The organism is Terrabacter sp. AAH1 (assembly GCF_054456855.1).
Window position 1 is genome coordinate 253,065 of record NZ_JBTJJV010000001.1, and the last position, 24,707, is coordinate 277,771.

The following is a 24,707-nucleotide window of genomic DNA, read 5'->3' on the forward strand; positions in this document are numbered from 1 at the left end:
GTCGGCCCGCCGTGGAGGCCGCCGCAAGAGCCCGCCAATCCACCCAAAACGCCCCGGACACGCGTACGAACGGGGATGATCGGGCGGTGACGAGCGACATGAGGGAACTCGCCGCGTCGACCGTCGCGTCGACCGTCGCGTCGACCGACGGCGAGGTCGACGCGAACCCGGCCCAGCCCACCGACGGCGGGGCCGCGGGCACGGCTGCCGCCCGCCGGTCGGTGCTGCCGCTGCTGCTGCGGCAGGTGCTGCCGGGACTCGTCGTGCTCTTCACCGTCCTTCGCGTGGTCCGGCCCGTCGACGACCCCGACACGTTCTGGCACATCGCGGCCGGCGACCGGCTGCGCGAGACGTGGTCGTTCAGCGGCCCCGACCCGTGGAGCACGATGTCGACGCAGCCCTGGCGGCTGCACGAATGGCTCCCCGAGCTGCTCATGAGCCTCGTGCAACAGGCCTTCGGTCTCGCCGGGGTCTCGTGGCTGCTCCCGGCAGGCGCCGCGGCGGTCGTCCTGTGCTTCTGGGTCGTCGTCCGCCGCCAGGCCCCGCTGCTCGTCGCGGCCATCGTGCTCGTCGTCGCCACGGTGGCGCTGAGCGGCAGCCTGTCGCTGCGTCCGCACCTGGTCTCGTTCGCCCTCGCCGCGGTGACCACCGGCGCGTGGCTCGCGACGCGCCGCGACCTGCGGCCCCGCTGGTGGCTCGTCCCGCTCACCTGGGTCTGGGCGTGCAGCCATGGCATGTGGTTCGTCGGTGTCGCGATCGGCGTCGTCGCCCTCGTCGGCTTCCTCCTCGACGGGACGGTCCGCGGCCGCGCCTGGCTGCGCCTCCTCCTCGTGCCTCTGGGCTCGCTCGCCGCCGCCGCCCTGACGCCCGTCGGCCCCGAGCTGCTCGTGGCGCCGTTCTCGGTGCGGGAGTACGCGAAGTTCGTCACCGAGTGGCGGGCCCCCTCACTGACCGACGTCGCCTTCGTGGCCCTGCTCGTCCTGGCGGCCCTGACCCTTCTCATCTGGTCCAGGGAGCGTCGACGCACCCCGTGGACCGAGATCCTGCTCGTCGGCCTGGCCATCGGCTTCTCCCTGCTCTACGTCCGCACGATCGCCGTGGGAGCCGCGATCATCGCGCCGATGGCCGCCATGGCGCTCGCGCGGGTCGTGCGGCTTCCTCGAGAGCCCCTCGCCAGGCGCGAGGTGGTGCTGACCCTGGGCCTCACGACGGCCGCGCTCGCCGTCGCCGGCCTGCTGGCGCCGGCCCGGGGGGCCCAGCCCGACTGGGGGCCCAACGACCTCGACCGGCAGATCGCGGCCCTGCCCGCGGGCACCGTACTCTGCAACGACTACGGCAGCGGTGGCTGGCTCATCTGGAAGCACCCCAACGTGCGCCCTGCCATCGACGGCCGCACGGAGATCTACGCCGTCCCGCACGTCGAGTCGTACATGACCTTCCAGAGCGCCGCGACCGGCTGGGACGACTACCTCGACGAGACCGGCTGCCGGTGGGCCCTCGTGCCCGAGGACCTGCCCGTCGCCGAGGCGCTCGTGCGCCAGGCCTCCTGGACCGTGGCTGCGCGCGGCTCGACCTACCTGCTGCTCGAGGCGCCCTCGAGCTGACAGCCGCACGGCAGTCGGCGCCGAGAGCACGTATGCCGCCCACCTCGCGAGGTGGGCGGCATACGTCATCGGTCGGCTGGGCCCGTGGGCCCGGGGCGGACCGTCAGTAGCGGTAGTGCTCCGGCTTGTACGGGCCGGCGACGTCGACGCCGAGGTACTCGGCCTGGCCCTTCGTCAGCTCGGTGAGCTGGACGCCGAGGGCGTCGAGGTGCAGGCGGGCGACCTTCTCGTCGAGGTGCTTCGGCAGCGTGTAGACCTGCTTGTCGTACTCGCCGGTCTTCGTGAAGAGCTCGATCTGGGCGATCGTCTGGTTCGAGAACGAGTTGCTCATGACGAAGCTCGGGTGGCCGGTGGCGTTGCCGAGGTTCATCAGGCGGCCCTCGGACAGCACGATGATCGAGCTGCCGCCCTCGAAGGTCCACTCGTGGACCTGCGGCTTGATCTGCGTCTTCGTGACGCCGGGCACGCGGGCGAGGCCGGCCATGTCGATCTCGTTGTCGAAGTGGCCGATGTTGGCCACGATCGCCTTGTTCTTCATCTTCGTCATGTGGTCGGCCGTGATGACGTCGTAGCAGCCGGTCGTCGTGATGAAGATGTCGGCGGAGTCGACGACGTCCTCCATGCGGGCGACCTGGAAGCCCTCCATCGCGGCCTGCAGCGCGCAGATGGGGTCGATCTCGGTGACGATGACGCGGGCGCCCTGGCCGCGCAGCGACTCGGCGCAGCCCTTGCCCACGTCGCCGTAGCCGGCGACGACAGCGACCTTGCCGCCGATGAGCACGTCGGTGGCGCGGTTGAGGCCGTCGATGAGCGAGTGGCGGCAGCCGTAGGTGTTGTCGAACTTGCTCTTGGTCACCGCGTCGTTGACGTTGATGGCCGGGAAGAGCAGGTCGCCGGACTCGGCCAGCTGGTAGAGGCGGTGGACACCGGTGGTGGTCTCCTCGGTGACGCCCTTGATGCCGGCGGCGACCTTCGTCCACTTCTGCGGGTCGGAGGCCATCGTCTGGCGCACGAGCTCCTTGAAGACGCCGAACTCCTCGGAGTCCTCCTCGGTGGTGGCGGGCACCTGGCCGGCCTTCTCCCACTCGAGACCCTTGTGGACGAGCATCGTGGCGTCGCCGCCGTCGTCGAGGATCATGTTCGGGCCCTCGCCGCCGGGCCAGGTGAGGATCTGGTCGGTGCACCACCAGTACTCGGGGAGCGTCTCGCCCTTCCAGGCGAAGACGGGGACGCCCTGCAGTTCGTCGGCCGAGCCGTTGGGGCCGACGACGACGGCCGCAGCGGCCTCGTCCTGCGTCGAGTAGATGTTGCAGGAGGCCCAGCGGACCTCGGCGCCGAGCGCGGTGAGCGTCTCGATGAGGACCGCGGTCTGGACGGTCATGTGGAGGGAACCGGCGATGCGCGCGCCCTTGAGGGGCTGGGCGGCGGCGTACTCCTCACGGATGGCCATGAGGCCGGGCATCTCGTGCTCGGCGAGACGGAGCTGGTGTCGGCCGGCCTCGGCGAGGCCCAGGTCGGCAACCTTGTAGTCGAAGGACATGAGTGATCGCTTCCTTTGATGGTCGGTGTGCAGACCCGGCGCGCCCCTCTGGGCTCATCTGGCGGGTCATCACCCACGCCGGCAGTCCCCGAGTCTAGCGGCGACGCCGCGTCGGCCCGAATGCCGTGTCGAGCGTTCGCGGCCACCACCCGCGACACCGCGCCTGCTCCGCCCCGGCGGAGTCGTGGCGGAGTCGTGGCGGAGTCGTGGCGGTGTCGCCGGCTCGAGAGCCGGCGCGTCAGTGGGCCGAGGCGGTCTCGTCGGCCTTCTTGCGGCGCGGCAGCACGTGCAGCACCGCGACGACGACCGCGCCCACGACGAGGCCGATCAGCGCGGAGGCCAGCGTGTTGACCAGCCAGGCGAGGATGCCGCCGACACCGGCGACCCCGGCGACGCCCTCCTCGAGGTGGTGCACGAAGTCGTAGAGCGGGTGCCAGCCGAGCTCGTCGACGCCGACGAGGAGGATGTGCCCGCCGACCCAGAGCATGGCCGCGATGCCGACGGTCGACAGGATCGAGAGCAGCCTCGGCATGCCCTTGACGAGCCCGCGGCCGATGCGCTGCGACGCGCCGGACTCGCGCCCGGCGAGCTTGAGCCCGACGTCGTCCATCTTGACGATGAGACCCACGACTCCGTAGACGAGCGCGGTGATGAGCAGCGCCACGATGACGAGGATGATGAGGCGCGAGACGAACGGCTCGGTCTCGACCTCGTTGAGCGCGATGACCATGATCTCGGCCGACAGGATGAAGTCGGTGCGGATCGCTCCCGCGACGACCGAACCCTCGTCGACCTCGCCCTCGGCGGCGTCCTGCTCCTCGTGGTGCCCCGAGAGCAGCTCCCAGACCTTCTCGGCCCCCTCGTAGGCGAGGTAGGCGCCGCCGACCATGAGGACCGGCGTCAGCAGCCAGGGCAGGAACTGGCTGAGCAGCATGATGACCGGCAGGATGATGAGCAGCTTGTTGCGCAGCGAGCCGAGCGCGATCTTCTTGATGATCGGCAGCTCGCGCTCGGGCGCCAGCCCCTGGACGTAGCGTGGGGTGACCGCGGTGTCGTCGACGACGACGCCCGTGGCCTTGACGCTGGCCTTCGCGGCGGCGGCCCCCACGTCGTCGACCGACGCCGCCGCGAGCTTCACGAGTGCCGCGATGTCGTCGAGAAGGGCTACGAGTCCGCCTGCCATGGCGTCATCCTAGGGGCGTCTGGGAAACGGCTGGGAACGCGCTCAGGCGCTCGGCTCGAGCCGCAGGCCGAGCAGGGCGTTCTCGACGACCTCGGCCAGCGCCGGGTGGATCCAGTACTGGCCGCGGGCCAGCTCGGCCACGGGGGTGTCGAGCGCGAGCGCCTGCACGAGCGGCTGGATGAGCGAGGTGGCCTGTGGTCCCATCAGGTGGGCGCCGAGGAGACGGCCGGTGGTCGGGTCCGCGACGAGCTTGCACACGCTGGACCGGTCCTCCATCGCCCAGCCGTATGCCGTGTCGCCGTACGCCTGCACGTACGTGACGTGGTGGCGGCCCTGCTCGACGCACTCCTGCTCGGTGAGGCCGACCGTGGCGATCTGGGGGTGGCTGAAGATGCCGGAGGGCACGTGGTCGTGCGGCAGCCGCCTCAGGTCGTCGGGGTGGACGAGGTTGTGCGCGATCACCCGGGCCTCGGCGTTGGCGACGTGCTTCAGCTGGAAGGGCGAGCTGACGTCGCCGAGCGCCCACACCCCGGGCGCGCCCGTGCGCCCGTACGCATCGACCTCGAGGCGTCCGTCGTTGAGCACGGTGAGCCCGCCGGCCTCGGCGCCGAGGGCCCCGGTGTTGGGGCGGCGTCCGGTGGCGACGAGCACCAGGTCGGCGTCGACGACCGCGGTGCTGTCGAGGTGAAGCCGGACGCCCGCTCCCCCGTCGCCACGTTCGAGTGCGGTGACGTTGCTGCTGGTGCGCACGTCCCACTGCTCTCGGGCGAGGTCGGTGAAGCGCTGCGAGATGTCGGTGTCGAGGTGCCGCAGCAGCTGCGAGCCACGCGCCACGATGGTCACGCGCACGCCGAACGAGGCGAAGACGTGCGCCATCTCGACGGCGATGAACCCGCCGCCGATGATCGCCAGCCGCCTCGGCAGGTCGCCGATGCGCATGATCGTGTCGGAGGTGTGGACCTCGACGCCCAGCTCGAGGCACGACCGGGTGACGACGTCGGGCAGCACGGGGTGGGCCCCTGCGGCGACGACGACCTGGTCGGCGATGACCGTCTCGCGGCCGCCGCCGTGCAGCTCGACCGCGAGGGTGCGGTCGCCGGTGAAGGTCGCGCGTCCGAGGAACGCCGTCGTGTTCGGCCCCTCCTGTCGGTAGCGGCGCCCACCGTCGGAGATGGGGTCGATGCGCCCGAAGACCCGGTCGCGCACGTCGGCCCAGCGCACTCCCTCGAACGTCGCGTCCACGCCGTAGCGGCCGGCCTCGCGCACCGTGGTCGCGACGTCGGCGGCGTAGACGAACATCTTCGTCGGGATGCAGCCGACGTTGAGGCAGGTGCCGCCGAAGGTGCCGCCCTCGATGACGGCCACCCGCTTGCCGTCGAAGTCGGGCGTCACGAGCGAGTTGCCGGAGCCACTGCCGATGATGGCCAGGTCGAAGTGCTGGGTCACCGGGGCAGGATACGTTCCGCACACATCCCGGGCTGCGCGCGGTCGGTCAGGTGCCTCGGGCACCGCGCAACAGGCGTACGTGCGGGGACGTGGCTGGGTCGAACCCGAAGCCGAGCGCGAGGTAGGTGGCGGCGAAGTCGGTGAGCGCCACGTGGTGCGCGAGCCGCAGCAGCGGGTCGGGTGCGTCGGCGTCGAGCAGCGACACGCGTACGCCGGCGTCCTCGGCCACGGACACCACGGTGTCAGCGAGGCGCGGGCCCTCGCCGCCGGACGTGTCGCGCAGCATGATGAGCCGCAGCGGCGGCCGGGTCGGACCGTCGAGGAACGGGTCGGCGAAGATGTCGTCCGTGCCGCCGCCCCCGGACTGCCCGGGCGCGAGCGGGCCGTCGAAGCAGGCGACGATCTGGCTCGCCGCGTCGGGCAGGCAGCCGTGGGCGACCGGGACGCGGCCGGTGCGGCCGAACATGGACGCGGCCCGGCGGGCCGTGACGTCGCCGAACGGGCCCTCACCCAGCACGATGGGGGTCGACTCGGCGAGCTCGGTCGCCAGCACCTTCGCCGGGTTGACGAAGGACTCGGACCCGGGGCGCGCGTCGGTCGCGACGCGGTCGAGCACGTCGGCGAGCTCGGTGAGGGTCTCGGGCGTGCAGGAGGCGATGCCCATGGCGTCGGCCGCGAGCAGCGCCGGCGTGGCCTGGGCCCACATCGACGTGCGCGACGAGGAGCCGACGACGGGGATCGGCACGTGGACGCCGTGGGCGCGAGCGGTGACGTCGGCGAGCGGCGACTCGTCGGCGCCCACGGTGACGAGGAAGGCCCCGCGACGTGCGGCCTCGGCGGCGAGGGCGAGCGTGCCGGCGGCTCGGCCGGACTGCGACACGGCGATGACGACGTCGAGCGCGCCGACCCAGCCGGGCAGCGACCCCGACGAGCAGCTCTGGACGGGCAGCGCGGCAGCCCCGTGAGAGACGGCCTCGAAGAGGTCGGCGACGGCGACCGATCCACCGGCAGCCGCCACCACGACGCCCCGCGGCTCGATGTCACGCAGCCGGTCGAGGCCGGCCTCACCGGCCGCGGCCATGGTGCGGCGCACCTGGGCGCCGGACCCGGCGAGCGCGCGCAGCGACTCGCTGCGGTCGAGGGCGCTCAGCGCACCGTCGTCGTCGAGGCGGGCTTCGTCGAACACGGCGCCCACGGAACTCAGCCGTCGGTGCGGCGGGCGAGGTCGACGAGCAGGACCGGGACGCCACCCTCGACGGGGTAGGCGAGGTGGCAGGTGTCGCAGCGCAGCTCGACGAGCTCGGCGCCGCCGGGTGCGGCCGCCACGTCGGCGACCTCGCCCTTGCACTGCGGGCAGCGGATGATCCCGCGCAGCCACGGCTCGATGGTCTGGTGGCTCTGGGTCACGAAGCGTCTCCTGCGTCCTGAGTGGTGGAGCTGGTGGTGGAGCTGGTGGTGGAGCCGGTGGTGGACCCGCTCCGGTCGTCTGTGGCGGCGGTGGCGTCCGAGCGGATCAGGGCGAGCAGCTCGTCGCGCACGTCCTGCATCGTCTCACGGTCGGCAGCCTCGACGTTGAGGCGCAGCAGCGGCTCGGTGTTGGAGGCGCGCACGTTGAACCACCAGGTCGGTGACTGGCCCTCGGGGCTGGTCACCGTCAGGCCGTCGAGCTCGTCGGTGCCGGCGCCACGCACCTTGGCCCAGGCGCGCACCTGCTCGACGACGGCGGCCTGGTCGGTGACGGTCGAGTTGATCTCGCCCGACGCGACGTAGCGCTCGTAGGCGGCGCAGAGCTCGGACAGCGGGCGCTCCTGCTCGCCAAGGGCCGACAGCACGTGCAGCGCGGCGAGCATGCCGGTGTCGGCGAACCAGAAGTCGCGGAAGTAGTAGTGGGCGGAGTGCTCGCCGCCGAAGACGGCTCCGGCGCGGGCCATCTCGGCCTTGATGAAGGAGTGGCCGACCCGAGTGCGCACCGGGGTGGCGTCGGCCTCGAGGACGACCTCACGCACTGCGGCGCTCGAGATGACGTTGTGCACGATCGCGACGTCGGTGTCGCCGCCCTCACGGGCGCGGGCGATCTCGCGCACGGCCACGAGCCCCGTGACCGCGCTCGGTGACACGGGCTCGCCGTCGGCGTCGACGACGAAGCAGCGGTCGGCGTCGCCGTCGAAGGCGAGGCCGATGTCGGCGCCGTGCTCGCGCACCGCGGCCTGCAGGTCGACGAGGTTGGCCGGGTCGAGCGGGTTGGCCTCGTGGTTGGGGAACGTGCCGTCGAGCTCGAAGTAGAGCGGGACGACCTCGAGCGGCAGCGCGGGCAGCCCGGCGCCCGTGCCGAGGACCGCGGGCACGGTGTGGCCGCCCATGCCGTTGCCGGCGTCGACGACGACCTTGAGGGGGCGGGAGCCGGAGAGGTCGACGAGCCCACGGAGGAAGGCGGCGTAGTCGCCGAGCAGGTCGCGGGTCGTCACCGTGCCGGGTCCGCCAACGGGCTGGGCGAGGCCCGAGCCGCCGTCGAGCATCCACTGGGCGAGGTCGCGGATCTCGGCCAGGCCGGAGTCCTGCCCGACCGGGCGGGCGGCCGAGCGGCAGAGCTTGATGCCGTTGTACTGCGCCGGGTTGTGGCTCGCCGTGAACATCGCACCGGGCAGGTCGAGGGCACCGCTCGCGTAGTAGAGGCCGTCGGTGGAGCACAGGCCGATCATCGTGACGTCGACGCCGCGCGAGGTCACCCCGGCGGCGAAGGCCGCGGAGAGCTCGGGCGAGCTCGGGCGCATGTCGTGGCCGATGACGATGCCGGCGGACCCGTCGGGAACGGCCACCACCTCGGCGAAGGCGGCTCCCAGCGCCTGCGCGACCGCCGGGGAGAGCTGGTCGGGCACGGTTCCGCGTACGTCGTAGGCCTTGACGAAGTCTGCGAGGCGAGGCACGCCGAACACCCTAGTGCTCAGGAGTCCTTGAGGATGCGCAGGTGTCCACGACGGCCCGACTCGACGGCGCCGGAACCGGCCTCCGCGTCGGCCTGGCCGCGGGAGGCGGTGCGGGGGTCGCTGCCGCGTGGGGCGCGGGGGCGGCCGGCCTCGCGCACGGCATCGGCCAGGGCGAGCAGGTCGTCGGCGGCCAGCGCGGGCTCGGGGAACTCCCCACCGACGCGGACGACCTCCCAGCCCCGCGGCGCGGTCATGCGCTCGGCGTGCTCGAGGCACAGGTCGTACGTGTGCGGCTCGGCGTACGTCGCGAGCGGACCGACGACGACGGCCCGGTCGGCATAGGCGTAGGTCAGGGTCGCGACGGCCGGGCGAGCGCATCCCGTCTTCGAGCAACCACGTGTCAGACCCACGATCCGGGACTCTAGCCCGCGCCCGCGCCGAGGACGAAACACCACGCCGTCCGCCGCCTCGTGAGGTCTCCGCGGCCCGGGCCGCCGGCACTCCCGCACCGACGGCGCCGGTCGCCGGAACGCCGTCGTCGAGGGCGGTCGCCGGTCCGGCGGTTCGGTGCGACCGCGCTCCCGGGTCGCGATCTAGAGTGGAGGTGTGGACACCGTCTCGCCCCGCACGCCAGCGCGACGCCGTCGACGTGACCGTCACGGGCGGGGCCGCCGGGGCCCGCTGGCCTGGCCGCCGGTTCCCGCCATGACCTCGCGCCGCGACGAGTTCGACGACTTCGTGCTCGATGCCGCGGCCCGCCTCGAGGCCACGTGCGGCCGCGCCTTCCCCGCCGTGGAGTTCGCGGTCGAGGACGTCCCGCGGGGTCCCGCGCCCTGGGACCACCGGGAGGTGCCGCTGGGGCGGCTCTACCCCGCGACCAACGCCCGCCCGGCCCGCATCGTCGTCTACCGCCGCCCGGTCGAGACCCGGGTGACCGACCGGCGCGACGTTGCAGCGCTCGTCGCCGACATCGTCACCGAGCAGGTCGCGGGGCTCCTCGGGGTCTCCCCCGAGGAGCTCGACCCCGGCTTCGGCGAGTGAGCCGACCGGCCCGGTCGACCTGTCTCCTTTCAGACCGTACGGAGACCGCGCGTCAGTTGCGCACCTGGCGCACCGGCACCGAGAGCGCCCTCACGGGGGCATCGACCAGCGGGGCCACCGAGTAGAACGGCACCCCCGCGTCCTGACCCGTCACGGACAGGGCGGCCCGCACGGTCCCCTCGACCGGCGTCACCCAGACGCCCGAGGCGGGGCCGACATCGACGACGGTCGTCGAGTCGGGGGCCACGGTCACCGTGGAGACCTTCGACGCGCCCGCACCCGACAGCCGGACGGTGACCGTGCTCTGGGCCGGACCAGCCGTGAGCAGAAGACGTTTCGTGGCGGTTGGCAGCCCCGGCAGGAGCACGCCCGCGACGCCGCGGATGGCGGGCGTGGCGGGGGCCCAGGCGAAGTCGCCCATCTGGTCGCCGGTGGTCGCGCGGCGCTCGGACCACGCGGCCCCGACCAGCGGCTGGTCGGACCGGATGCCGATGGCCGAGGCCGACGACACTGCGACCGGCACGTCGAGCGTCGACCCTGCCGGCACCCGGACCGCGCGCAGCGCGGCGGGCTGCTCGACGCCCTTCGCACCGAGCAGACGCACCTGGGCGAGGGCTTCCGTGTCGCCGGGGTTCGCGAGGCGCAGCAGCACCTGGGGTGCGGCCTCGATGCCCGGGACGACGAGGTCGGTGCCGGGCGAGGCAGCCCGCGTGGCGTCGTCGATGCCGCGTCCGGTGGCGCCGGAGATCCACTGGTCGTCGAGGACGGCCGACACGACGCCTCCCGTGGCCACGACATGGACGACCGGGCCGGCCTCGGCGGGCGCGATCGCGTCGAGCGAGATGACCTGTCGGGACAGCGGTGGGATCGGGATGCTGCGATCGGCGGAGCCCTCGACGCGGCCCGAGCGACCCAGGACGTCGAGCGACACGGAGACGGCGTTGGCGCCCGGGTTGCTCACGATGACGCGCTCGGTGCGGGACGCGCCCGCCCCGCCACCCACCAGCCAGACGTCGGACGACGGCAGCTGGCACGGGGTCAGGGCCACGCCTCGGTCGTCGTCGCCCGTGTGCCTCCACACCTGGGTGGCGACGAGGCCCGGCGCGAGGGCGCCGCTGGCCGCTGCGACCACCAGGTCCGGCGTCGAGACGTCAGCAGTGGCAGGGCTGCCCGCCGACGAGGACTGCGCGAGGCCGGTCGCCGACGTGCCGAGCGACAGCCGGACCGACCCGCTGGCGCCCGCAGCCGCTCCCGCGACGACGCCGACCTCCGGGGCCGCCGCGGCCACGGAGACGGTGCCCGCGACGTCGCGCAGGCCGACGGCGCCGAGACGTTGCTGGCCCGGGCACACCAGGGCGGCCTCGTCGACGAGCACGCTCGACGACTCCGGCAGGCCGGCACGTTCGTCGGCGGAGGCGAGCTGCACCGAAGCCCCCGAGGCCCCGACGCGCGTCGCGCCGACGGCGAGCGCGGCGGCGACGAGGGCGACCGATGCGACCCGGACGATGCCGGACGTGTTGTTCACGAGCGCCTCCTCGAGCGGCGGTTGCCGAAGGGCACGGCGAGGAAGACGACGAGGCCCACGAGCAGGGCCTGGCCCAGGCGCCACCAGGGCTGTGCGGCGGCGAGGTCGACGACGAGGTCGCCCGACGTCGGCGGCACGGCATACGTCGGCTGGGTCGCGCCCGGGACGGGGTCGAGGCGGCGACCGTCGAAGGTGACGACGGCCTGACCCGACCACTCGGTCGGCTCGGCCATCACGAGCAGCCGTCGGCCCGAGCCTGCCGGCAGCGTGGTCTCGACCGCGCCGTGCGGTCCGGTCGTGGGGACGACCTGGAGCAGGGCTCCGTCGGCGTCGACGAGCCGTGCCCGGGACGGGGCCGGCGCGACCGAGGCGCCGTTCGGACCGGGCAGCGGCTGCACCTTCCAGAGGATGCCCCGTTCGCTCGCGCCCAGCCGGCTGAGCCCTGCGGAGGAGTCGAGACGTCGGGTCAGGGGGGAGTCGCCGGTCGCCCCGACCTGCACGAAGCCGATGCCCAGACGGGCCAGCGCGGCGGAGTCGAGCGAGTTGGCACCTCGACCGCCCACGATGTTCGCGACCGCCTCGACGAGAGGGGCGTCGTCGGCGTCGGGAGCCCGGTCGAGGTCGCGCAGCACCTCGCCCGGCTCCTGCCCGGCCAGCACGAAGTCGACGACCTCGTCGGACGGGCGCAGGACGAGCAGTCGGTTGCCGAGCGGGCCGCTGCCCTGCTCGACGGCGACGGCAGGCAGGGTCGCCTGGCCGACGGACAGGGTGCGTCCGAGACCGTCGTACGCCTGGAGGCCGGCGGTCGTGAGGAGCGGCAGCACCGCGAGGGTGGCGGCGCCGACCGCCGCCGCGAAGCCCCAGCGGCGGCCGGGCCGTCGCAGTGAGGCGAGGACGGGCCGGCTGCCGGCCAGCAGGCCGACGAGGAGCCCGGCCAGCCAGAGCTGGACGCCGAGCCCCGCCCACAGGTGGGCGGGCCGTGACTCGCCGACGCCGGTCTCGGCCGAGCCGAGCACGACGACCTGCGAGGCGAGAGCCCCCGCCAGCCCCAGCAGCGCCACGAGCGAGCCGGCGGCGAGCCCGACCGACTCGGCGCGGCTGCGGCCACGGACGGCGAACCCGAGGAGTGCCAGGAACACGAGCGGTGCCCCGAGCCAGACCGCGACGCCGACACCGCCCGGCTGGCCGAGCACGACGGCGAGGACGCCCCAGGGGCCGCGGTCGTCGGACGTCGACAGGAGGCCGGGGCCGGAGAGCAGCAGTCGCCAGTCCTCGACGAAGCGCGCGGACCAGGGGCCGAGCAGGGCGGCCGGGACGACGAGGAGGACGAGAGCGCGCGCCCGGCGCAGGCCCGGCCCGAGGACCAGCAGCACGAACGCGGCGAAGGCGGAGAGCCCGAGCAGCGGCGGGGCGAAGGCGCCCAGCACCGCCGTCGCGAGCGCCGTGGCGAAGGTGGCCGTGAAGGTGCCGTCGCGGCGCCCCGCGAGGCAGAAGCCGGCCAGCACGAAGGGCAGGAGCACGTGCACCACGGCGACGCTGACGCGGCCCTGCGCGATGCCGCCCGCGGCGACGCCGGCGGTGCCCCAGGCGACGGCGCCGAGCGCGCGGGCCACGCGGGCCTGCGTGACGACGCGTGCGGCGAGGTAGGCGGACCACGCCGCGACGACGGGGGCGAGGAAGAGCAGCCAGGCAATGGTGACCCCGGCGCTCGATCGGCTCTCGGCCACGCCGGGCACCCGCTCGGCGAGCCAGGTCAGCAGCGAGAGGACGGCGAGGTGCGGCCCCGAGTCGGCCCCGGTGCCGAGTCCGGCGCCGTGCCAGGCGTCACGGAACGCGTGCCAGAGCCCTGAGGAGCCGGAGGTGACGGGACGCAGCTCTCCGCCCGCGACTCCCGTGTGGGTCGGCGAGAGGGCGCCGGTGCGGATCGCGTCACGCCAGGCCACGACGGTGGCGACGAGCACGGCGGCGACGGCGAGGAACCCGGGGTGGCTGACGATGCGCCTGGGCAGCGATGCCGGCAGGTGGTCGAGCGACTCGGACTCGTCGGCGACGGGCCCGGTCTCGGTGGTGGTCGCCGCCTCGCGACGCACTCGCGCACGCTCGGGAGTGATGGCGTCCTGGATGTGGTCGACGGTGGTGCGGGCCGCGACACCCGGCGGCACGAACAGCGTGCCGAGGTGGTCACGGCGCAGGCGCTTGGTGCGCCGACCGCGCCAGCGGGCGGCGAGCGTGGCGAAGGGGTGGAACAGGGCCGAGACGTCGGTCAGCTCGCGCCAGGCCTGCCGCGGCCGTTTGGCCACGAGCAGGGTCAGCGAGGCGACCACGGCCGAGAGCGCCATCCAGAGCGCGAGGAACGGTGCCGCGAACGGCGAGCAGCGAGCGAGGGTGACCTGCCGGGACGCACGTCGGGCACGACGTTCGAGCTCCCTGGGGCGGGCGCCGCCCGGGCGCTCACCGTCGAGGCCGGCCGAGGCGTCGCGGACCACGGCCGCGGGCACCACGACAACTCGGTGGCCGGCGAGCTGGGCCCGCCAGCCGAAGTCGAGGTCGGCGCCGTGCTCGACGAACGCGGGGTCGAACCCGCCGAGGTCGTCGTAGGCGGAGCGCCGGACGAGCATGCCACTCGTGCTGACGGCGAGCACGTCGGCACGGTGGTCGTACTGTCCCTGGTCGGCCTCGCCGCGGGCGGGCGACGCCAGTCGTCGGCCCGTGCGCGTGATCTGGATGCCCATCTCGACGAGACGGCGCGGGTCCTCCCAGCTGACGATCTTGGGGCCGGCGACGCCGACGGACTTCGAGCTCAGGCCGGTTTGAAGCAGCTGCGCGAGGGCGTTGCGCCGCGGGACGGTGTCGTCGTGCAGCACCCAGACCCAGCTCGTCGACGCGTCGTCTCCGACGGGGAGCCGGGACATGCCGCGCTCGATGGCGCGGCCGACGGGCACGCGGGACTCGAGTGGGAGCACCTCGACGGAGCTGATCCGCTCGCGCACGCCCTGGTGCGCCGTCGCGATGGCGACCGAGGTGTCGGTGCTCGCGACGTCGACGACGACGAGCCGCGCTGGCGGCAGCGTCTGGGCGGCCAGGCCGTCGAGACACTGCGCCAGCCACGCAGCTCCGTTGTGCACGATGACGATCGCGTCGACCGTCGCACTCGGTCGCTGCCCGGTGGAGGGAGGGGCAGGCAACGACATCGGCGACACACTCCCCGCTCCGGCGGGGGTGTTTCGGTCTTCGGTGAGCTCGTCGGGCACAGCGGCTACCTTCACCCGGACACCAGCGTGAAGGGCTGGGTGCCGGGTTCGTACCTCACGGTCAGACCGCGCGCTTCTTCAGCTTGCGGCGCTCCCGCTCGGAAAGCCCACCCCAGATGCCGAACCGCTCGTCATTGGAAAGGGCGTACTCGAGGCACTCGGACCGCACCTCGCAACCGACGCAGACCTTCTTGGCCTCGCGCGTGGAGCCGCCCTTCTCCGGGAAGAACGCCTCCGGGTCGGTCTGGGCGCAGAGCGAGCGCTCCTGCCAGGAGAGCTCACCCTCCTGCTCGCCCGTGTCCGACCAAACCACCATCAGCTCGTGCATGACCCCTCCTCGACCCTGACTCCTCTTGTGTCAGCACATGCTGTACCCGCCTGAACCCGTTTTCTGTAGGAATCGGACGAACTGCCCCGATCTTCACAGCGTCTGCGGAACCAACGAATACAACAATGAAATTACATGCGTGTCATACCCCCCACGTCAAGCGAGTTGGTGATATTCGCTGTCGGAAATGTCGGCATGCACCCCGCGCGACGGCACGCACGGCTCCTGCTGAGAGGATCGGTGCATGCGCATCACCGCCCTGGCCGGAGGAGTGGGCGGCGCCCGGTTCCTCCGCGGCCTGCTCCACCACGTCCGTGCCTCCCGCCCCGACGGGCACTCCCCCGATGCGGCCGAACCGGTCGAGCTCACGGTCATCGGCAACACCGGTGACGACATCACCCTCTTCGGCCTGCGGGTCTGCCCCGACATCGACACGCTGCTTTACACGCTCGGCGGCGGCATCCACGAGGGTCAGGGCTGGGGTCGTGCCGACGAGACGCACAGCCTCGCGGGCGAGCTGGCCGCGCTGGGGGCCGAGCCGCAGTGGTTCACCCTGGGAGACAAGGACTTCGCCACGCACGTCTACCGCTCGCAGCTGCTCGGCCAGGGTATGCCGCTGAGCGCGGTCACCGAGCGGCTCTCGGCACGCTGGGGGCTGGGCGAGCTCGGGGTGACCCTGCTGCCGATGACCGACACCCCCGTCGAGACCCACGTGGTCGTGTCGGCGGAGGGCGACGACGGCGGCGGTGACGGCGGGCAGCGCGCGATCCACTTCCAGGAGTGGTGGGTGAGGCACCGCGCCGAGCTGCCGGCCGAGCGCTTCGTCGTCGCCGGCCTCGACCGGGCGACGCCGGCCCCCGGCGTGCTCGAGGCCATCCGCGAGGCGGACGTCGTCGTCCTGCCGCCGAGCAACCCCGTCGTCTCCATCGGCATCATCCTCGGCGTGCCCGGGGTGCGTGACGCCCTGCGCGGCACCCGGGCGCCTGTCGTGGGCGTCTCGCCGCTCGTCGGCGGACGCCCGGTGCGCGGTCACGCCGACGTGTGCCTGCGCACCATCGGCGTCGACGAGAGCAGCGCCGGCGTGGCCGGGCTCTACTCCGACTTCCTCGACGGCTGGCTCGTCGACGAGGAGGACCCGATGCCCGATCGGCGCGGCCTGGAGGTCGTGCGCCGCCCCCTGCTCATGAGCTCCGTCGAGGCCGCCGCGGACATGGCGGGCGCCGCCCTCGACCTCGGGCTGCGGCTGCGCGCCGAGCGAGCCCCCGCGTGAGCGGGACCATCACGATCACCCCGCTCACCGGCATACCCGAGGTGGGCGAGGGCGACGACCTCGCGGACGTCATCCAGCTGGGCCTCGACCACGCGGGCGTCTCGCTCGCCGACGGCGACGTGCTCGTCGTCTCGAGCAAGATCGCGAGCAAGGCCCTGGGTCTCGTGACGCACGACCCCGACAAGGACCGCGTCGTGCGCGCCGAGACCGAGTACGTCGTCGCGGAGCGTGCGGTCGGCGACCGGGTCACCCGCATCGTGCGGGCCAAGGCGGGCCCGATCATGGCGGCCGCCGGCGTCGACGGATCCAACACGGGCGCTCGGGGTGGCTGGCTGCTGCTCCCCCACGACCCCGACGCCGTCTGCGAGCACCTGCACGACCGCCTGCTCGAGCGCCACGGCGTACGCGTCGGCGTCGTCCTCAGCGACACCGCCGGCCGGCCGTGGCGGGTCGGTCAGGTCGACTTCGCGCTGGGGGCGCACGGCCTGTCCGTGCTCGACGACCTCCGGGGCGGCGCGGACGCAGACGGCAAGCCGCTCGAGGTCACCACGCGAGCGGTGGCAGACGAGATCGCAGCCGCCGCCGACCTCGCCAAGGGCAAGGTCGCGGCGGTGCCGGCCGCGCTGCTCCGCGGCCTGCCGGACGTCCTCGTCGCCGAGCCGCTCGAGTCTCACCCGCGCGGCCGCGACCTGGTGCGCACGGGCCCGGGCGACTGGTTCGGCTACGGCCGGGTCGAGGCGGTGCGCGCCGCACTCGGGGTCGAGCCGGGCAGCGCCGACGCCTCCGCCGTCGGCATCGCTCCGGCCGGCGACGACACGAGGCTCGACGCCGTCGGGCGGGCGGTCCGGGTGGCGCTGCACGGCGTACCCTCGGCCACGGCCGACGTGGGTCCGCGCACGGTCACGCTGGGCGCCGACACGGCATACGACCTCGGGAGGCTCGTGTCGCGGCTGTGCACGGCCCTGTGGTGCGAATGGCTCGAAGGCTCGCCGGCCACCCCCTCGGCCGACGGGCTGTCGGTGGACGTGCACGTCTCGGGGGCCCACCCCGGCTGAGCCACCGCTGAGACCCGGCAGCGTCAGCCGACGGTGAAGACGACCTTGCCGAAGACGTCGCCCTCGACCATCCGCGCGAACCCGTCGCGGGCGTCGGCGAGTGGCACGACCGAGTCGACGGCGGGCTCGATGCCGCGCTGCTCGACGAGGCGGGCGAGCTGCGCGAGCTCCTCGCGGGTGCCCATCGTGGACCCGACGACGCGCAGCTGCTTGAAGAAGATCTTCGTCAGCTCCGCCTTGGCCGGGGCGTCGCCCGACGTCGCGCCGGAGATCACGACCGTGCCACCGGGACGCAGGCTGTTGATCGAGTGGCTCCACGTCGCCGCGCCGACGGTCTCCATGACGGCGTCGACGCGCTCGGGCAGCCGTTCGCCGGAGGCGAAGACCCGGTCGGCACCGATCGCGAGGGCGCGCTCCCCGCGGGCCTCGTCGCGCGAGGTCACCCACATGCGGTAGCCGGCGGCCGCACCGAGCTGCACGAGCGCGGTGGCGACGCCACCGCCGGCGCCCTGCACGAGCACGGTGCCACCCGGCTGCACACCGGAGTTGGTGAAGAGCATCCGGTAGGCCGTGAGCCACGCCGTCGAGAGGCAGGCCGCGGTCTCCCACGACATCGACGCGGGCTTGGGCACGACGTTGCCCGCCGGGACGAGCACCTTCTCGGCGAGGGTGCCGTCGTGCAGCTCAGACAGGAGCGTGCGGCGCGGGTCGAGTGTCTCGTCACCACGCCACCCCTCCGAGGGCACCACGGCGTGGACGATGACCTCGTTGCCGTCGGGGTCGACGCCGGCGCCGTCACAACCGAGCACCATCGGCAACCGGTCGGGGGCGAGGCCGACACCCTTGAGCGACCACACGTCGTGGTGGTTGAGGGCTGCCGCGCGCAGGTCGACGACGACCCAGCCCGGCCGCGCCTCGGGGTCGGGCCGCTCGCCGACGACGAGGCCGGAGAGGGGGTCGGACGCGGACTGACTGGCGGCGTAGGCAGCGAGCATTCCAGCACCTTAGTGACCGAGGCACCCGCCGGGCCCCGGTAGGGTCCTGCCGTGACCGACGACACCCGACTGACCGCATCGACCGCAGACGCACCCGCGGGCGTCTCACCGGCCCCGTCGCCAGTCCCGTCGGCTGCCTCGCCGGCGGAGGCCGTCACGGCTCCGGCCCGCGCGGTCGACGCCCAGTCCGTGGCGCTGGTCGCGGTGTTCACGGCCCTGCTCGTCGCCGCGGCCGTCGTGCCCGGCATCCCCGTCGGTGGCTTCGGCGTGCCGCTCACCCTGCAGACCCTCGCGGTCGTGCTCACCGGCCTCGTGCTCGGTCCCGTCCGGGGCGCCGTGGCCGTGGCCCTCTACCTGCTGCTCGGGTTCGTCGGCCTGCCCGTCTTCAGCCGCGGCCAGTCCGGGCTGCAGGTGCTGAACGGCCCCACGGCCGGCTACCTCGTCTCGTTCGTCGTGGCCGCGCTCGTCGTGGGGCTCGCGGCCCGGGTCGTGGTGCGCCGCACGCGCCGAGCGCTCTGGGTGCCGCTGCTCGTCGCCGCCTCCTTCGTCACGAGCCTCGCCGTCGTCCACGTCCTCGGCGTCGTCGGGCTCATGGTCAACCTCCGGGTGCCGCTCTCGGCCGCAGTGAGCGCAGACCTGCCGTTCCTGCCCGGAGACCTCGTCAAGGACGTCGTCGCGGTGCTGGCCGCCGTGGCGGTGCACCGTGCCTTCCCCGACGTGCTCGTGCGCCCGCACCGCCGTGCGGCCGCGACGGCTCGTCCTTGAGCACTCCCCGACCGGTGCCGTGACCGGTGGGTGAGGACACGGCGGTGACCGCGGTGCGACTGGCCGCCGCCACGGTCGAGGTGCCGCTCGACGACTCCCCCGGCCGGCTCACTCGCACCATCCTCGGCCCGGTCGACCTGTCCCTCGACCAGCGCCGGGTCAGCGTCATCGGTGCCAACGGGTCGGGCAAGTCGACCTTGCTGCGCCTGCTCAACGGGCTCGTCGCGCCGACGACCGGAACCGTCACGGTCGACGGCCTCGACACGGTGCGGCATGGGGCCCGGGTGCGCCGCCGCGTCGCCTTCGCCTTCACCGACCCGCTCTCCCAGCTCGTCATGCCGACGGGACGCGAGGACGTCGAGCTGTCGCTGCGTCGCCGCCACCGGTCGCGCAGCGAGCGCCGCCGGGCGGCGCAGGAGGTGCTGGAGCGGTTCGGTGTGGACCACCTCGGCGACCGGAGCGTCTACGACCTGTCGGGCGGCGAGCGCCAGCTGATGGCCCTCGCCGTCGTCCTGGCCACCGACCCCGCACTGCTGGTGCTGGACGAGCCCACGACCCTGCTCGACCGTCGCAACACGCGCCGGCTGCGCGAGCTGCTCGACGCCCTGCCGCAGACCGTGGTCGTCGCCACCCACGACCTCGACCTGGCGCTGGCCGCCGAGCGGACCCTCGTCGTCGACGCAGGTCGGGTCGTCTTCGACGGCGCCCCGGTCGAGGCGGTGGCCCGCTACACCGCGCTGGTCGACGAGTCGTGACCGCGCACGGGCTCTTCACCGCACACGTGCCCGGGACGTCGTTCGTGCACCGGATGCCTCTGTGGGCCAAGATCACCGGCGTCCTCCTCGTCGGGGCGACGCCGTGGCTGGCCCAGTCGGTGTGGCCGCTCGCCTGCCTGTCGGTGGTGCTCGCCGCCGTCATCGCCGGCGCCCGCCTCCCCGTCCGCCTGCTCGCACGGTCACTGCAGGGCCTGCTCCCGCTCCTCGTCGTCCTGCTCGCCTTCCAGTGGTGGTCGACCGACCTGGCGTATGCCGTCCGCGTCGTCCTCGGCATCGCCAACGCGTTCGTCGCGGCCGGCATCCTCACGGCCTCCACGCCGGTCACGGACCTGCTCGACGGCGCGGCGAGGGCGGCCCGCCCGCTGCGCCGCCTGGTCGATCCCGAGGTGGTCGCCCTGACCCTCGGCATCGTGGTCCGGTCGGTTCCATGGGTGGCCGGCTCGTTCTCCGACGTGCGCCAGTCCGCTCGGGCGCGCGGCCTCGACCGCAACCCGCGCGCACTCGTGGTGCCGACGGTGGTGCACGTCGTCGCCTTCGCCCGCTCGACGGGCGAGGCGCTCGCGGCGCGAGGCCTGGTCGACCCGCCTGACGACGGGCATGACGCGCTGGACGCGCAGGACGCGGACGACGGCGCGGCCGAGCGCGACGGGTAGTCGCGGCCGGGTCGGAGCAGGACGCGTTCGGCCCGAACGCTGTGGACACGCTGCGGTCGTACCGCCCCCGGCGCGGCACCGCCGGCCACTGACGGGCAGTGACCGGCGGCACCGGCTGGCTTGGGTCAGGCCCTCGGGGGGCGTCCGCCACCGGGGGCGAGCGCCGACACGGCAGCCGCGACCGCAGGCGCGACGCGCTCGTCGAACACGCTGGGCACCACGTGGTCCGCCGTCGGGCTCTCCACGAGACCGGCGATGGCGCGGGCCGCGGCCAGCTTCATGTCCTCGGTGATCCGCCCGGCACCGGAGTCGAGCGCCCCACGGAAGATGCCGGGGAAGGCCAGCACGTTGTTGATCTGGTTGGGGAAGTCCGAGCGCCCCGTCGCGACCACCTCGGCGAAGCGCGCGGCGACGACCGGGTGCACCTCGGGGTCCGGGTTCGCGAGCGCGAAGATGACGGCACGTGGCGCCATCCGGAGCAGGTCGCGCTCGGCGACCGTGCCTCCCGAGACCCCGATGAGCACGTCGGCGCCCGACAGGGCCTCCCCGATGTCGCCGGTGACGCCGCGCGGGTTGGTGAGCCGACGCAGCTCCTCCTTGTGCGGCGCGAGGTCGTCGCGGTCGGGGCCGAGGACCCCGCGCGAGTCGACGACGACGACGTCACGCACCCCCGCGGCGAGCAGGATCTTGCTGACGGCCACGCCGGCCGCGCCCGCTCCGGACACCACCACCGTCACCTCGGCGAGGGGCTTGTCGACGACCTGGACCGCGTTGATCAGCGCTGCCAGTGCCACGATCGCGGTGCCGTGCTGGTCGTCGTGGAAGACGGGGATGTCCAGCTGCTCCTGCAGCCGCCTCTCGATCTCGAAGCACCTCGGTGCCGAGATGTCCTCGAGGTTGATGCCGCCGTAGGTCGGTGCGATGCGGGCGACGGCGTCGACGATCTCGTCCACGCTGCCGGTCTGCATGCACACGGGAACCGCATCGACGTCGGCGAAGTGCTTGAAGAGGACGGCCTTGCCCTCCATCACCGGCATCGCGGCGAGCGGGCCGATGTCACCGAGGCCGAGCACGGCCGTGCCGTCGCTGACCACCGCGACGGTGTTGCGCCGCGACGTGTAGGCCGAGGCAAGGGTCGGGTCGGCCGCGATGGCCAGGGAAACCTGGGCGACCCCCGGTGTGTAGAGCAGGGAGAGGTCGGTTGCGTCGCGCAGCTGCGACGTGGCGTGTACCCCGAGCTTGCCGCCCTCGTGGACGCGGAAGACCGGGTCGCTCGGGTCGAAGAGCTGGCTGGTGGGCAACGCACTCATGCTGGAACACCTCGTTCGCATGGAGAAGAAAAGGGCCGACGCCCTCACTGGTGGAACAGTGCCGGGGGTCTGGCCTGCAAGCTTCGTTCTCGCGACGGGGGTTGCCCGAAGCCATCATTCTGGCACGTCGACTGCCGGCGGCCCAGTGTGCAGCGCGCGGTGTGACAGCAGTCTCAGCCGGTCTGGCTGCTGCTGCCGATCGTCTTGAGCAGGGCGTCGACGACGCGCGGGTCGTACTCGTAGCCCAGCCCGAGATAGATCCGCTCGACGGCTGCGTCACGGGCGCGTGCTGTCCGTGACCCTGCCGTGAGGTCCTCGTAGGCGTTGACGACCTTGACGATGCGGCTCGTCATCGGGATCTCCTCGCCGAGCTCGCGCACCTGCCGGTAGGGAGTCGTCTGGTGCTCGAGGATGAGAGCCACGCTCTCGAACACCTGGGTCTCACGGACGATGGCGACGGTGTCGGCCTCGATGCGTCGCTGGTCGGCGGGCGCTGCGAGAACCGTCGCGCCACCCGGGATCGGTTCGACGAGGGCGACCTGACCGATGTCGTGGAGCAGGGCGGCGTACTCGAGGTCGAGCAGCTCGCGCTCGGACAGGCCCAGCTCACGGCCGACACGGACGCTGAGGGCGGCCACCCGCTCGGAATGCCCCGACGGCGTGTAGCCCGCGGCATCGGTGAGGCGTGACAGGGTGCGGATGCTCTGCAGGTAGGTGGCCCGGATGCTGACGTAGCGCCGGAACGCGAAGAGCGTGAGCACCAGCGGGATGAGGAAGAGCGGCAGTGCCGCGATGCCCATGGGAGGCGCGGCCAGGGCGATCAGCACCCCCGTGACGGCGACGGCCATCGACATCGCGAACGACGAGCGCACCTCCTCCACGAAGGTCCGCCTGAGGTTGGCGCGGGCGGAGGTGGCCCGGAGCACCGAGGTGAAGAGCGTGTCGGCCACGAGGGCCGCGACGCACGTCAGGAGCATCAGCGCGGCCCGCTGCCAGGGGTCCAGGTGGTCGGCGGGAGCCGGACTGCCTGGCTCCTGCCCCAGGGCCACGTCGCGGTAGAGCACCGCCACGACGACCACCGACACGAACCGTCCCGTCGTCTCGACGATGCTCGTCTCGCGGCCGGCCAAGACGCGTACGGCCGTGCCGAGCGCCATGGCGACCGCCGTGGCGGCGATGACCAGGACGGAGCCGTACGTCACGTGCGAGCCGGAGGGGATCTCGGTGGTGAGGGCGAGACCGAAGGCGGCAGCCATGGCGATGGGTGCCGACCCGCGGAAGCCGGGAGCCGAGAGGTGGAACCACTCGCCGACCACGATCGTGACCGCGAAGGCGCACACGACACCGAAGGCGGCCTGGTCGTCGAGGCCCGGGAGGTCACCGGTCCGCAGCACGCCCATGACGGCGGCGACCAGGCCCACGAGGCCCAGCACCAGGGCGACGGGCTCGCGGCGCGCGGCCCCTCTCATGCGACCGAGCCGCTCGTGAGGGGGTGCGGCCAGACATGCTTCTCCAGTGCCGCGACCGTGGCGGCCACGACCTCGGGGTCGTAGCGTCCCGGATCCGACCGCAGTGCACGGGCCACGTCGCTGATCGAGGCGTGACCGGGCTCGTCCGGGTCGCCGACGAGGGCCTCCACCGCCGACGTCACTGCGACGATGCGGGCCGCGATGGGGATCGCCGAGCCCGCCAGGCCGTCCGGGCGCCCCGATCCGTCGAAGCGCTCGCTCTGGTGGCGGATGCCGGACCGCGCGTCCTCGAGGAAGTCGATGCCCTCGATCATGCGCGCTCCCATGACGCAGTGCCGTTCGATGGCGCGGCGCTCGACGGGCGTCAGGGACTCGGGCGGCCGGCGCAGCAGTCGGGTGGGAACGCCCAGGTGGCCGATCTCGTGGAGGGTCGCGGCGTAGCGGACCGTCCCGATCTGGCCCGGGCCGAGGCCGAGCTCCTCGGCCACCCACTCCGCCAGTCGGGCGGCGCGCCGGCTGCGGGCGACCGCCGCCGGCTCCTTGGTGCCGAGGGCCGTGACGAGGGTGTCGACGGTGCGCTCGTGCGACCGCACCTCCTCGCCGTACTGGATGAAGGCCCAGCGTGCCGCGAGGAGGGGCGCCATGACGAGCAGGGCGCTGAAGGCGCGCAGGTCGACGGGGTACCAGAGCACGACGAAGAGGAACCCGATGATGCCGTAGCCGACGTACGCGAGGCCGGAGCTCGCGAGCACGCTACGCAGCACGACCCCGACGGGCGCGCCCTGGTCGAAGTGGAAGACACCGGCGAGCAGCACGGCGTTGACGAGGCAGCCCACGACGTCGGCGGCGATGAGCGGGAGTCCCACCTGGAGGGCGAGGTCGACCGCACCGTCGAGACCGAGGGGGTTCGTCCTGCCCCCCACGAGACGGAAGACGACCGCGATCGACGTGCCGACAAGGCTGGTCATCGACATGTTGAAGAAGGTCGCCGACCACCGACGTTGGTTGCGGTCGATCGACAGGGAGACGAACCCGACGAGCCAGGCGCCGAACACTCCGGAGATGACCGCCGAGGCGAGCAGGATGATCGAGGTGAAGGAGAAGCCGAACTTCGAGCTCACCGCCGGCTCGCGCAGCTGGAAGCTGATGACGCCCATGAAGCACAGCAGGAGCAGGGGACCCAGCTCGTTCGGCGGGTCGTAGACCCACGCAAGGGCTCCCACCCCGACTGCCATCACCAGGACGGCAGCGAGGTACGAGCGGAGGCCGCGCGACGTCTTGCGCCGCTCCCGGTCGGCCGTGGTCTGGGTCACTGGTTCACGCTAGCGCGACGGCGCCGCAGCGGTTCACACCGCCACGGCGCCGTCCACCAGGGTTCAGGTCGATCAGCCCGGCCACGACCACACGTTGGCGAAGGCGGTGAGGGCGCGCGAGGCGAAGTCGTTGGTGGCGAGTGCTGACAGCAGGGCAGCGAACATGTTGGGGGGCTCCTTGACTCAATATGTGTTCCGGATGCGTGCGCCATGGAGGGGCGTTGCTGCGGCAGCACAGAACAACTGAGGTTTCCCTCGG

At 73.2% G+C, this 24,707-nt stretch carries 21 protein-coding genes; 7 read left to right on the forward strand and 14 right to left on the reverse strand.

Annotation, left to right across the window (positions count from 1 at the left end; genetic code table 11):
• Nucleotides 1-98: 98 nt before the first annotated feature.
• Nucleotides 99-1,604 (forward strand): hypothetical protein, encoded by a 1,506-nt coding sequence (locus ACXR8F_RS01175; protein WP_458798420.1) that lies wholly within the window; start codon nt 99-101, stop codon nt 1,602-1,604.
• 103 nt (nt 1,605-1,707) lie between these two features.
• Here the strand turns inward: ACXR8F_RS01175 and ahcY are convergent, their stop codons facing one another.
• From ahcY to ACXR8F_RS01210, 7 genes are all read right to left on the reverse strand, one after another.
• Nucleotides 1,708-3,144, reverse strand: coding sequence for an adenosylhomocysteinase (ahcY, locus tag ACXR8F_RS01180; protein WP_458798421.1), 1,437 nt, complete (start codon nt 3,142-3,144; stop codon nt 1,708-1,710).
• 238 nt (nt 3,145-3,382) lie between these two features.
• Nucleotides 3,383-4,327 (reverse strand): DUF808 domain-containing protein, encoded by a 945-nt coding sequence (locus tag ACXR8F_RS01185; protein WP_458798422.1) that lies wholly within the window; start codon nt 4,325-4,327, stop codon nt 3,383-3,385.
• A 42-nt stretch (nt 4,328-4,369) separates the two neighbouring features.
• On the reverse strand, nt 4,370-5,773 hold the full coding sequence (locus ACXR8F_RS01190) for a mycothione reductase (protein WP_458798423.1): 1,404 nt from the start codon (nt 5,771-5,773) through the stop codon (nt 4,370-4,372).
• A 46-nt stretch (nt 5,774-5,819) separates the two neighbouring features.
• Nucleotides 5,820-6,959: an SIS domain-containing protein gene (locus ACXR8F_RS01195; RefSeq protein WP_458798424.1), complete on the reverse strand. Its 1,140-nt coding sequence runs from the start codon at nt 6,957-6,959 to the stop codon at nt 5,820-5,822.
• Nucleotides 6,960-6,973: 14 nt separating this feature from the next.
• Entirely contained in the window at nt 6,974-7,180 is a 207-nt protein-coding gene (locus ACXR8F_RS01200) for a Trm112 family protein (protein WP_458798425.1), read from the reverse strand.
• Entirely contained in the window at nt 7,177-8,706 is a 1,530-nt protein-coding gene (locus ACXR8F_RS01205; protein WP_458798426.1) for a phosphomannomutase/phosphoglucomutase, read from the reverse strand. Before ACXR8F_RS01205 ends, ACXR8F_RS01200 begins: the two co-directional genes overlap by 4 nt.
• An 8-nt stretch (nt 8,707-8,714) precedes the next feature.
• Nucleotides 8,715-9,107, reverse strand: coding sequence for a DUF3499 domain-containing protein (locus ACXR8F_RS01210; RefSeq protein WP_045193302.1), 393 nt, complete (start codon nt 9,105-9,107; stop codon nt 8,715-8,717).
• Between the two features lie 295 nt (nt 9,108-9,402).
• Here ACXR8F_RS01210 and ACXR8F_RS01215 point away from each other — a divergent pair, with 295 nt between their 5' ends.
• Nucleotides 9,403-9,738, forward strand: coding sequence for a metallopeptidase family protein (locus tag ACXR8F_RS01215; RefSeq protein ID WP_045193300.1), 336 nt, complete (start codon nt 9,403-9,405; stop codon nt 9,736-9,738).
• A gap of 52 nt (nt 9,739-9,790) precedes the next feature.
• Here ACXR8F_RS01215 and ACXR8F_RS01220 read toward each other — a convergent pair whose 3' ends face one another.
• The 3 genes from ACXR8F_RS01220 to ACXR8F_RS01230 all read right to left on the reverse strand — a co-directional run bounded on the left by ACXR8F_RS01220 (nt 9,791) and on the right by ACXR8F_RS01230 (nt 14,842).
• Complete coding sequence (locus tag ACXR8F_RS01220) at nt 9,791-11,263, reverse strand: DUF5719 family protein (protein ID WP_458798427.1); 1,473 nt, start codon at nt 11,261-11,263, stop codon at nt 9,791-9,793.
• Complete coding sequence (locus tag ACXR8F_RS01225) at nt 11,260-14,454, reverse strand: glycosyltransferase family 2 protein (RefSeq protein ID WP_458798428.1); 3,195 nt, start codon at nt 14,452-14,454, stop codon at nt 11,260-11,262. The genes ACXR8F_RS01220 and ACXR8F_RS01225 overlap by 4 nt, the downstream gene beginning before the upstream one ends.
• Before the next feature lie 121 nt (nt 14,455-14,575).
• Entirely contained in the window at nt 14,576-14,842 is a 267-nt protein-coding gene (locus tag ACXR8F_RS01230; protein ID WP_020143018.1) for a WhiB family transcriptional regulator, read from the reverse strand.
• A 244-nt stretch (nt 14,843-15,086) separates the two neighbouring features.
• On the opposite strand from ACXR8F_RS01230, the gene cofD reads away from it, so the two are divergent.
• On the forward strand, nt 15,087-16,112 hold the full coding sequence (gene cofD, locus ACXR8F_RS01235) for a 2-phospho-L-lactate transferase (RefSeq protein ID WP_458798429.1): 1,026 nt from the start codon (nt 15,087-15,089) through the stop codon (nt 16,110-16,112).
• Nucleotides 16,109-17,167, forward strand: coding sequence for a coenzyme F420-0:L-glutamate ligase (locus tag ACXR8F_RS01240; RefSeq protein ID WP_458798430.1), 1,059 nt, complete (start codon nt 16,109-16,111; stop codon nt 17,165-17,167). Before cofD ends, ACXR8F_RS01240 begins: the two co-directional genes overlap by 4 nt.
• A 23-nt stretch (nt 17,168-17,190) precedes the next feature.
• On the opposite strand, the gene ACXR8F_RS01245 is transcribed toward ACXR8F_RS01240, so the two are convergent.
• The gene (locus tag ACXR8F_RS01245; protein WP_458798431.1) at nt 17,191-18,162 is read right to left on the reverse strand and encodes a zinc-binding dehydrogenase; all 972 of its coding nucleotides are present in this window, start codon (nt 18,160-18,162) and stop codon (nt 17,191-17,193) included.
• A gap of 51 nt (nt 18,163-18,213) precedes the next feature.
• Here ACXR8F_RS01245 and ACXR8F_RS01250 point away from each other — a divergent pair, with 51 nt between their 5' ends.
• From ACXR8F_RS01250 to ACXR8F_RS01260, 3 genes are read left to right on the forward strand one after another with little or no spacing between them, the layout of a single operon-like run.
• Nucleotides 18,214-18,927, forward strand: coding sequence for a biotin transporter BioY (locus ACXR8F_RS01250; protein WP_458798432.1), 714 nt, complete (start codon nt 18,214-18,216; stop codon nt 18,925-18,927).
• 44 nt (nt 18,928-18,971) lie between these two features.
• Entirely contained in the window at nt 18,972-19,682 is a 711-nt protein-coding gene (locus ACXR8F_RS01255) for an energy-coupling factor ABC transporter ATP-binding protein (protein ID WP_458798433.1), read from the forward strand.
• Nucleotides 19,679-20,356 (forward strand): energy-coupling factor transporter transmembrane component T family protein, encoded by a 678-nt coding sequence (locus tag ACXR8F_RS01260; RefSeq protein ID WP_458798434.1) that lies wholly within the window; start codon nt 19,679-19,681, stop codon nt 20,354-20,356. The genes ACXR8F_RS01255 and ACXR8F_RS01260 overlap by 4 nt, the downstream gene beginning before the upstream one ends.
• Nucleotides 20,357-20,481: 125 nt before the next feature.
• Here ACXR8F_RS01260 and ACXR8F_RS01265 read toward each other — a convergent pair whose 3' ends face one another.
• The 3 genes from ACXR8F_RS01265 to ACXR8F_RS01275 all read right to left on the reverse strand — a co-directional run bounded on the left by ACXR8F_RS01265 (nt 20,482) and on the right by ACXR8F_RS01275 (nt 24,448).
• On the reverse strand, nt 20,482-21,666 hold the full coding sequence (locus tag ACXR8F_RS01265; RefSeq protein WP_458798435.1) for an NAD(P)-dependent malic enzyme: 1,185 nt from the start codon (nt 21,664-21,666) through the stop codon (nt 20,482-20,484).
• A gap of 173 nt (nt 21,667-21,839) precedes the next feature.
• Nucleotides 21,840-23,135 carry an HD-GYP domain-containing protein gene (locus ACXR8F_RS01270; RefSeq protein WP_458798436.1) on the reverse strand — a complete coding sequence of 432 codons (1,296 nt, stop codon included), beginning with the start codon at nt 23,133-23,135 and terminating at the stop codon, nt 21,840-21,842.
• Nucleotides 23,132-24,448, reverse strand: coding sequence for an HD-GYP domain-containing protein (locus ACXR8F_RS01275; protein ID WP_458798437.1), 1,317 nt, complete (start codon nt 24,446-24,448; stop codon nt 23,132-23,134). Before ACXR8F_RS01275 ends, ACXR8F_RS01270 begins: the two co-directional genes overlap by 4 nt.
• Nucleotides 24,449-24,707 lie beyond the last annotated feature (259 nt).

Excerpts from the sequence above, each read along its gene's own strand:
- ACXR8F_RS01175 (WP_458798420.1), top strand. The coding sequence starts at position 99 with ATGAGGGAACTCGCCGCGTCGACCGTCGCGTCGACCGTCGCGTCGACC.
- ahcY (WP_458798421.1), bottom strand. The coding sequence starts at position 3,144 with ATGTCCTTCGACTACAAGGTTGCCGACCTGGGCCTCGCCGAGGCCGGC.
- ACXR8F_RS01185 (WP_458798422.1), bottom strand. The coding sequence starts at position 4,327 with ATGGCAGGCGGACTCGTAGCCCTTCTCGACGACATCGCGGCACTCGTG.
- ACXR8F_RS01215 (WP_045193300.1), top strand. The coding sequence starts at position 9,403 with ATGACCTCGCGCCGCGACGAGTTCGACGACTTCGTGCTCGATGCCGCG.
- ACXR8F_RS01225 (WP_458798428.1), bottom strand. The coding sequence starts at position 14,454 with ATGTCGTTGCCTGCCCCTCCCTCCACCGGGCAGCGACCGAGTGCGACG.
- ACXR8F_RS01230 (WP_020143018.1), bottom strand. The coding sequence starts at position 14,842 with ATGCACGAGCTGATGGTGGTTTGGTCGGACACGGGCGAGCAGGAGGGT.
- cofD (WP_458798429.1), top strand. The coding sequence starts at position 15,087 with ATGCGCATCACCGCCCTGGCCGGAGGAGTGGGCGGCGCCCGGTTCCTC.
- ACXR8F_RS01245 (WP_458798431.1), bottom strand. The coding sequence starts at position 18,162 with ATGCTCGCTGCCTACGCCGCCAGTCAGTCCGCGTCCGACCCCCTCTCC.
- ACXR8F_RS01265 (WP_458798435.1), bottom strand. The coding sequence starts at position 21,666 with ATGAGTGCGTTGCCCACCAGCCAGCTCTTCGACCCGAGCGACCCGGTC.
- ACXR8F_RS01270 (WP_458798436.1), bottom strand. The coding sequence starts at position 23,135 with ATGAGAGGGGCCGCGCGCCGCGAGCCCGTCGCCCTGGTGCTGGGCCTC.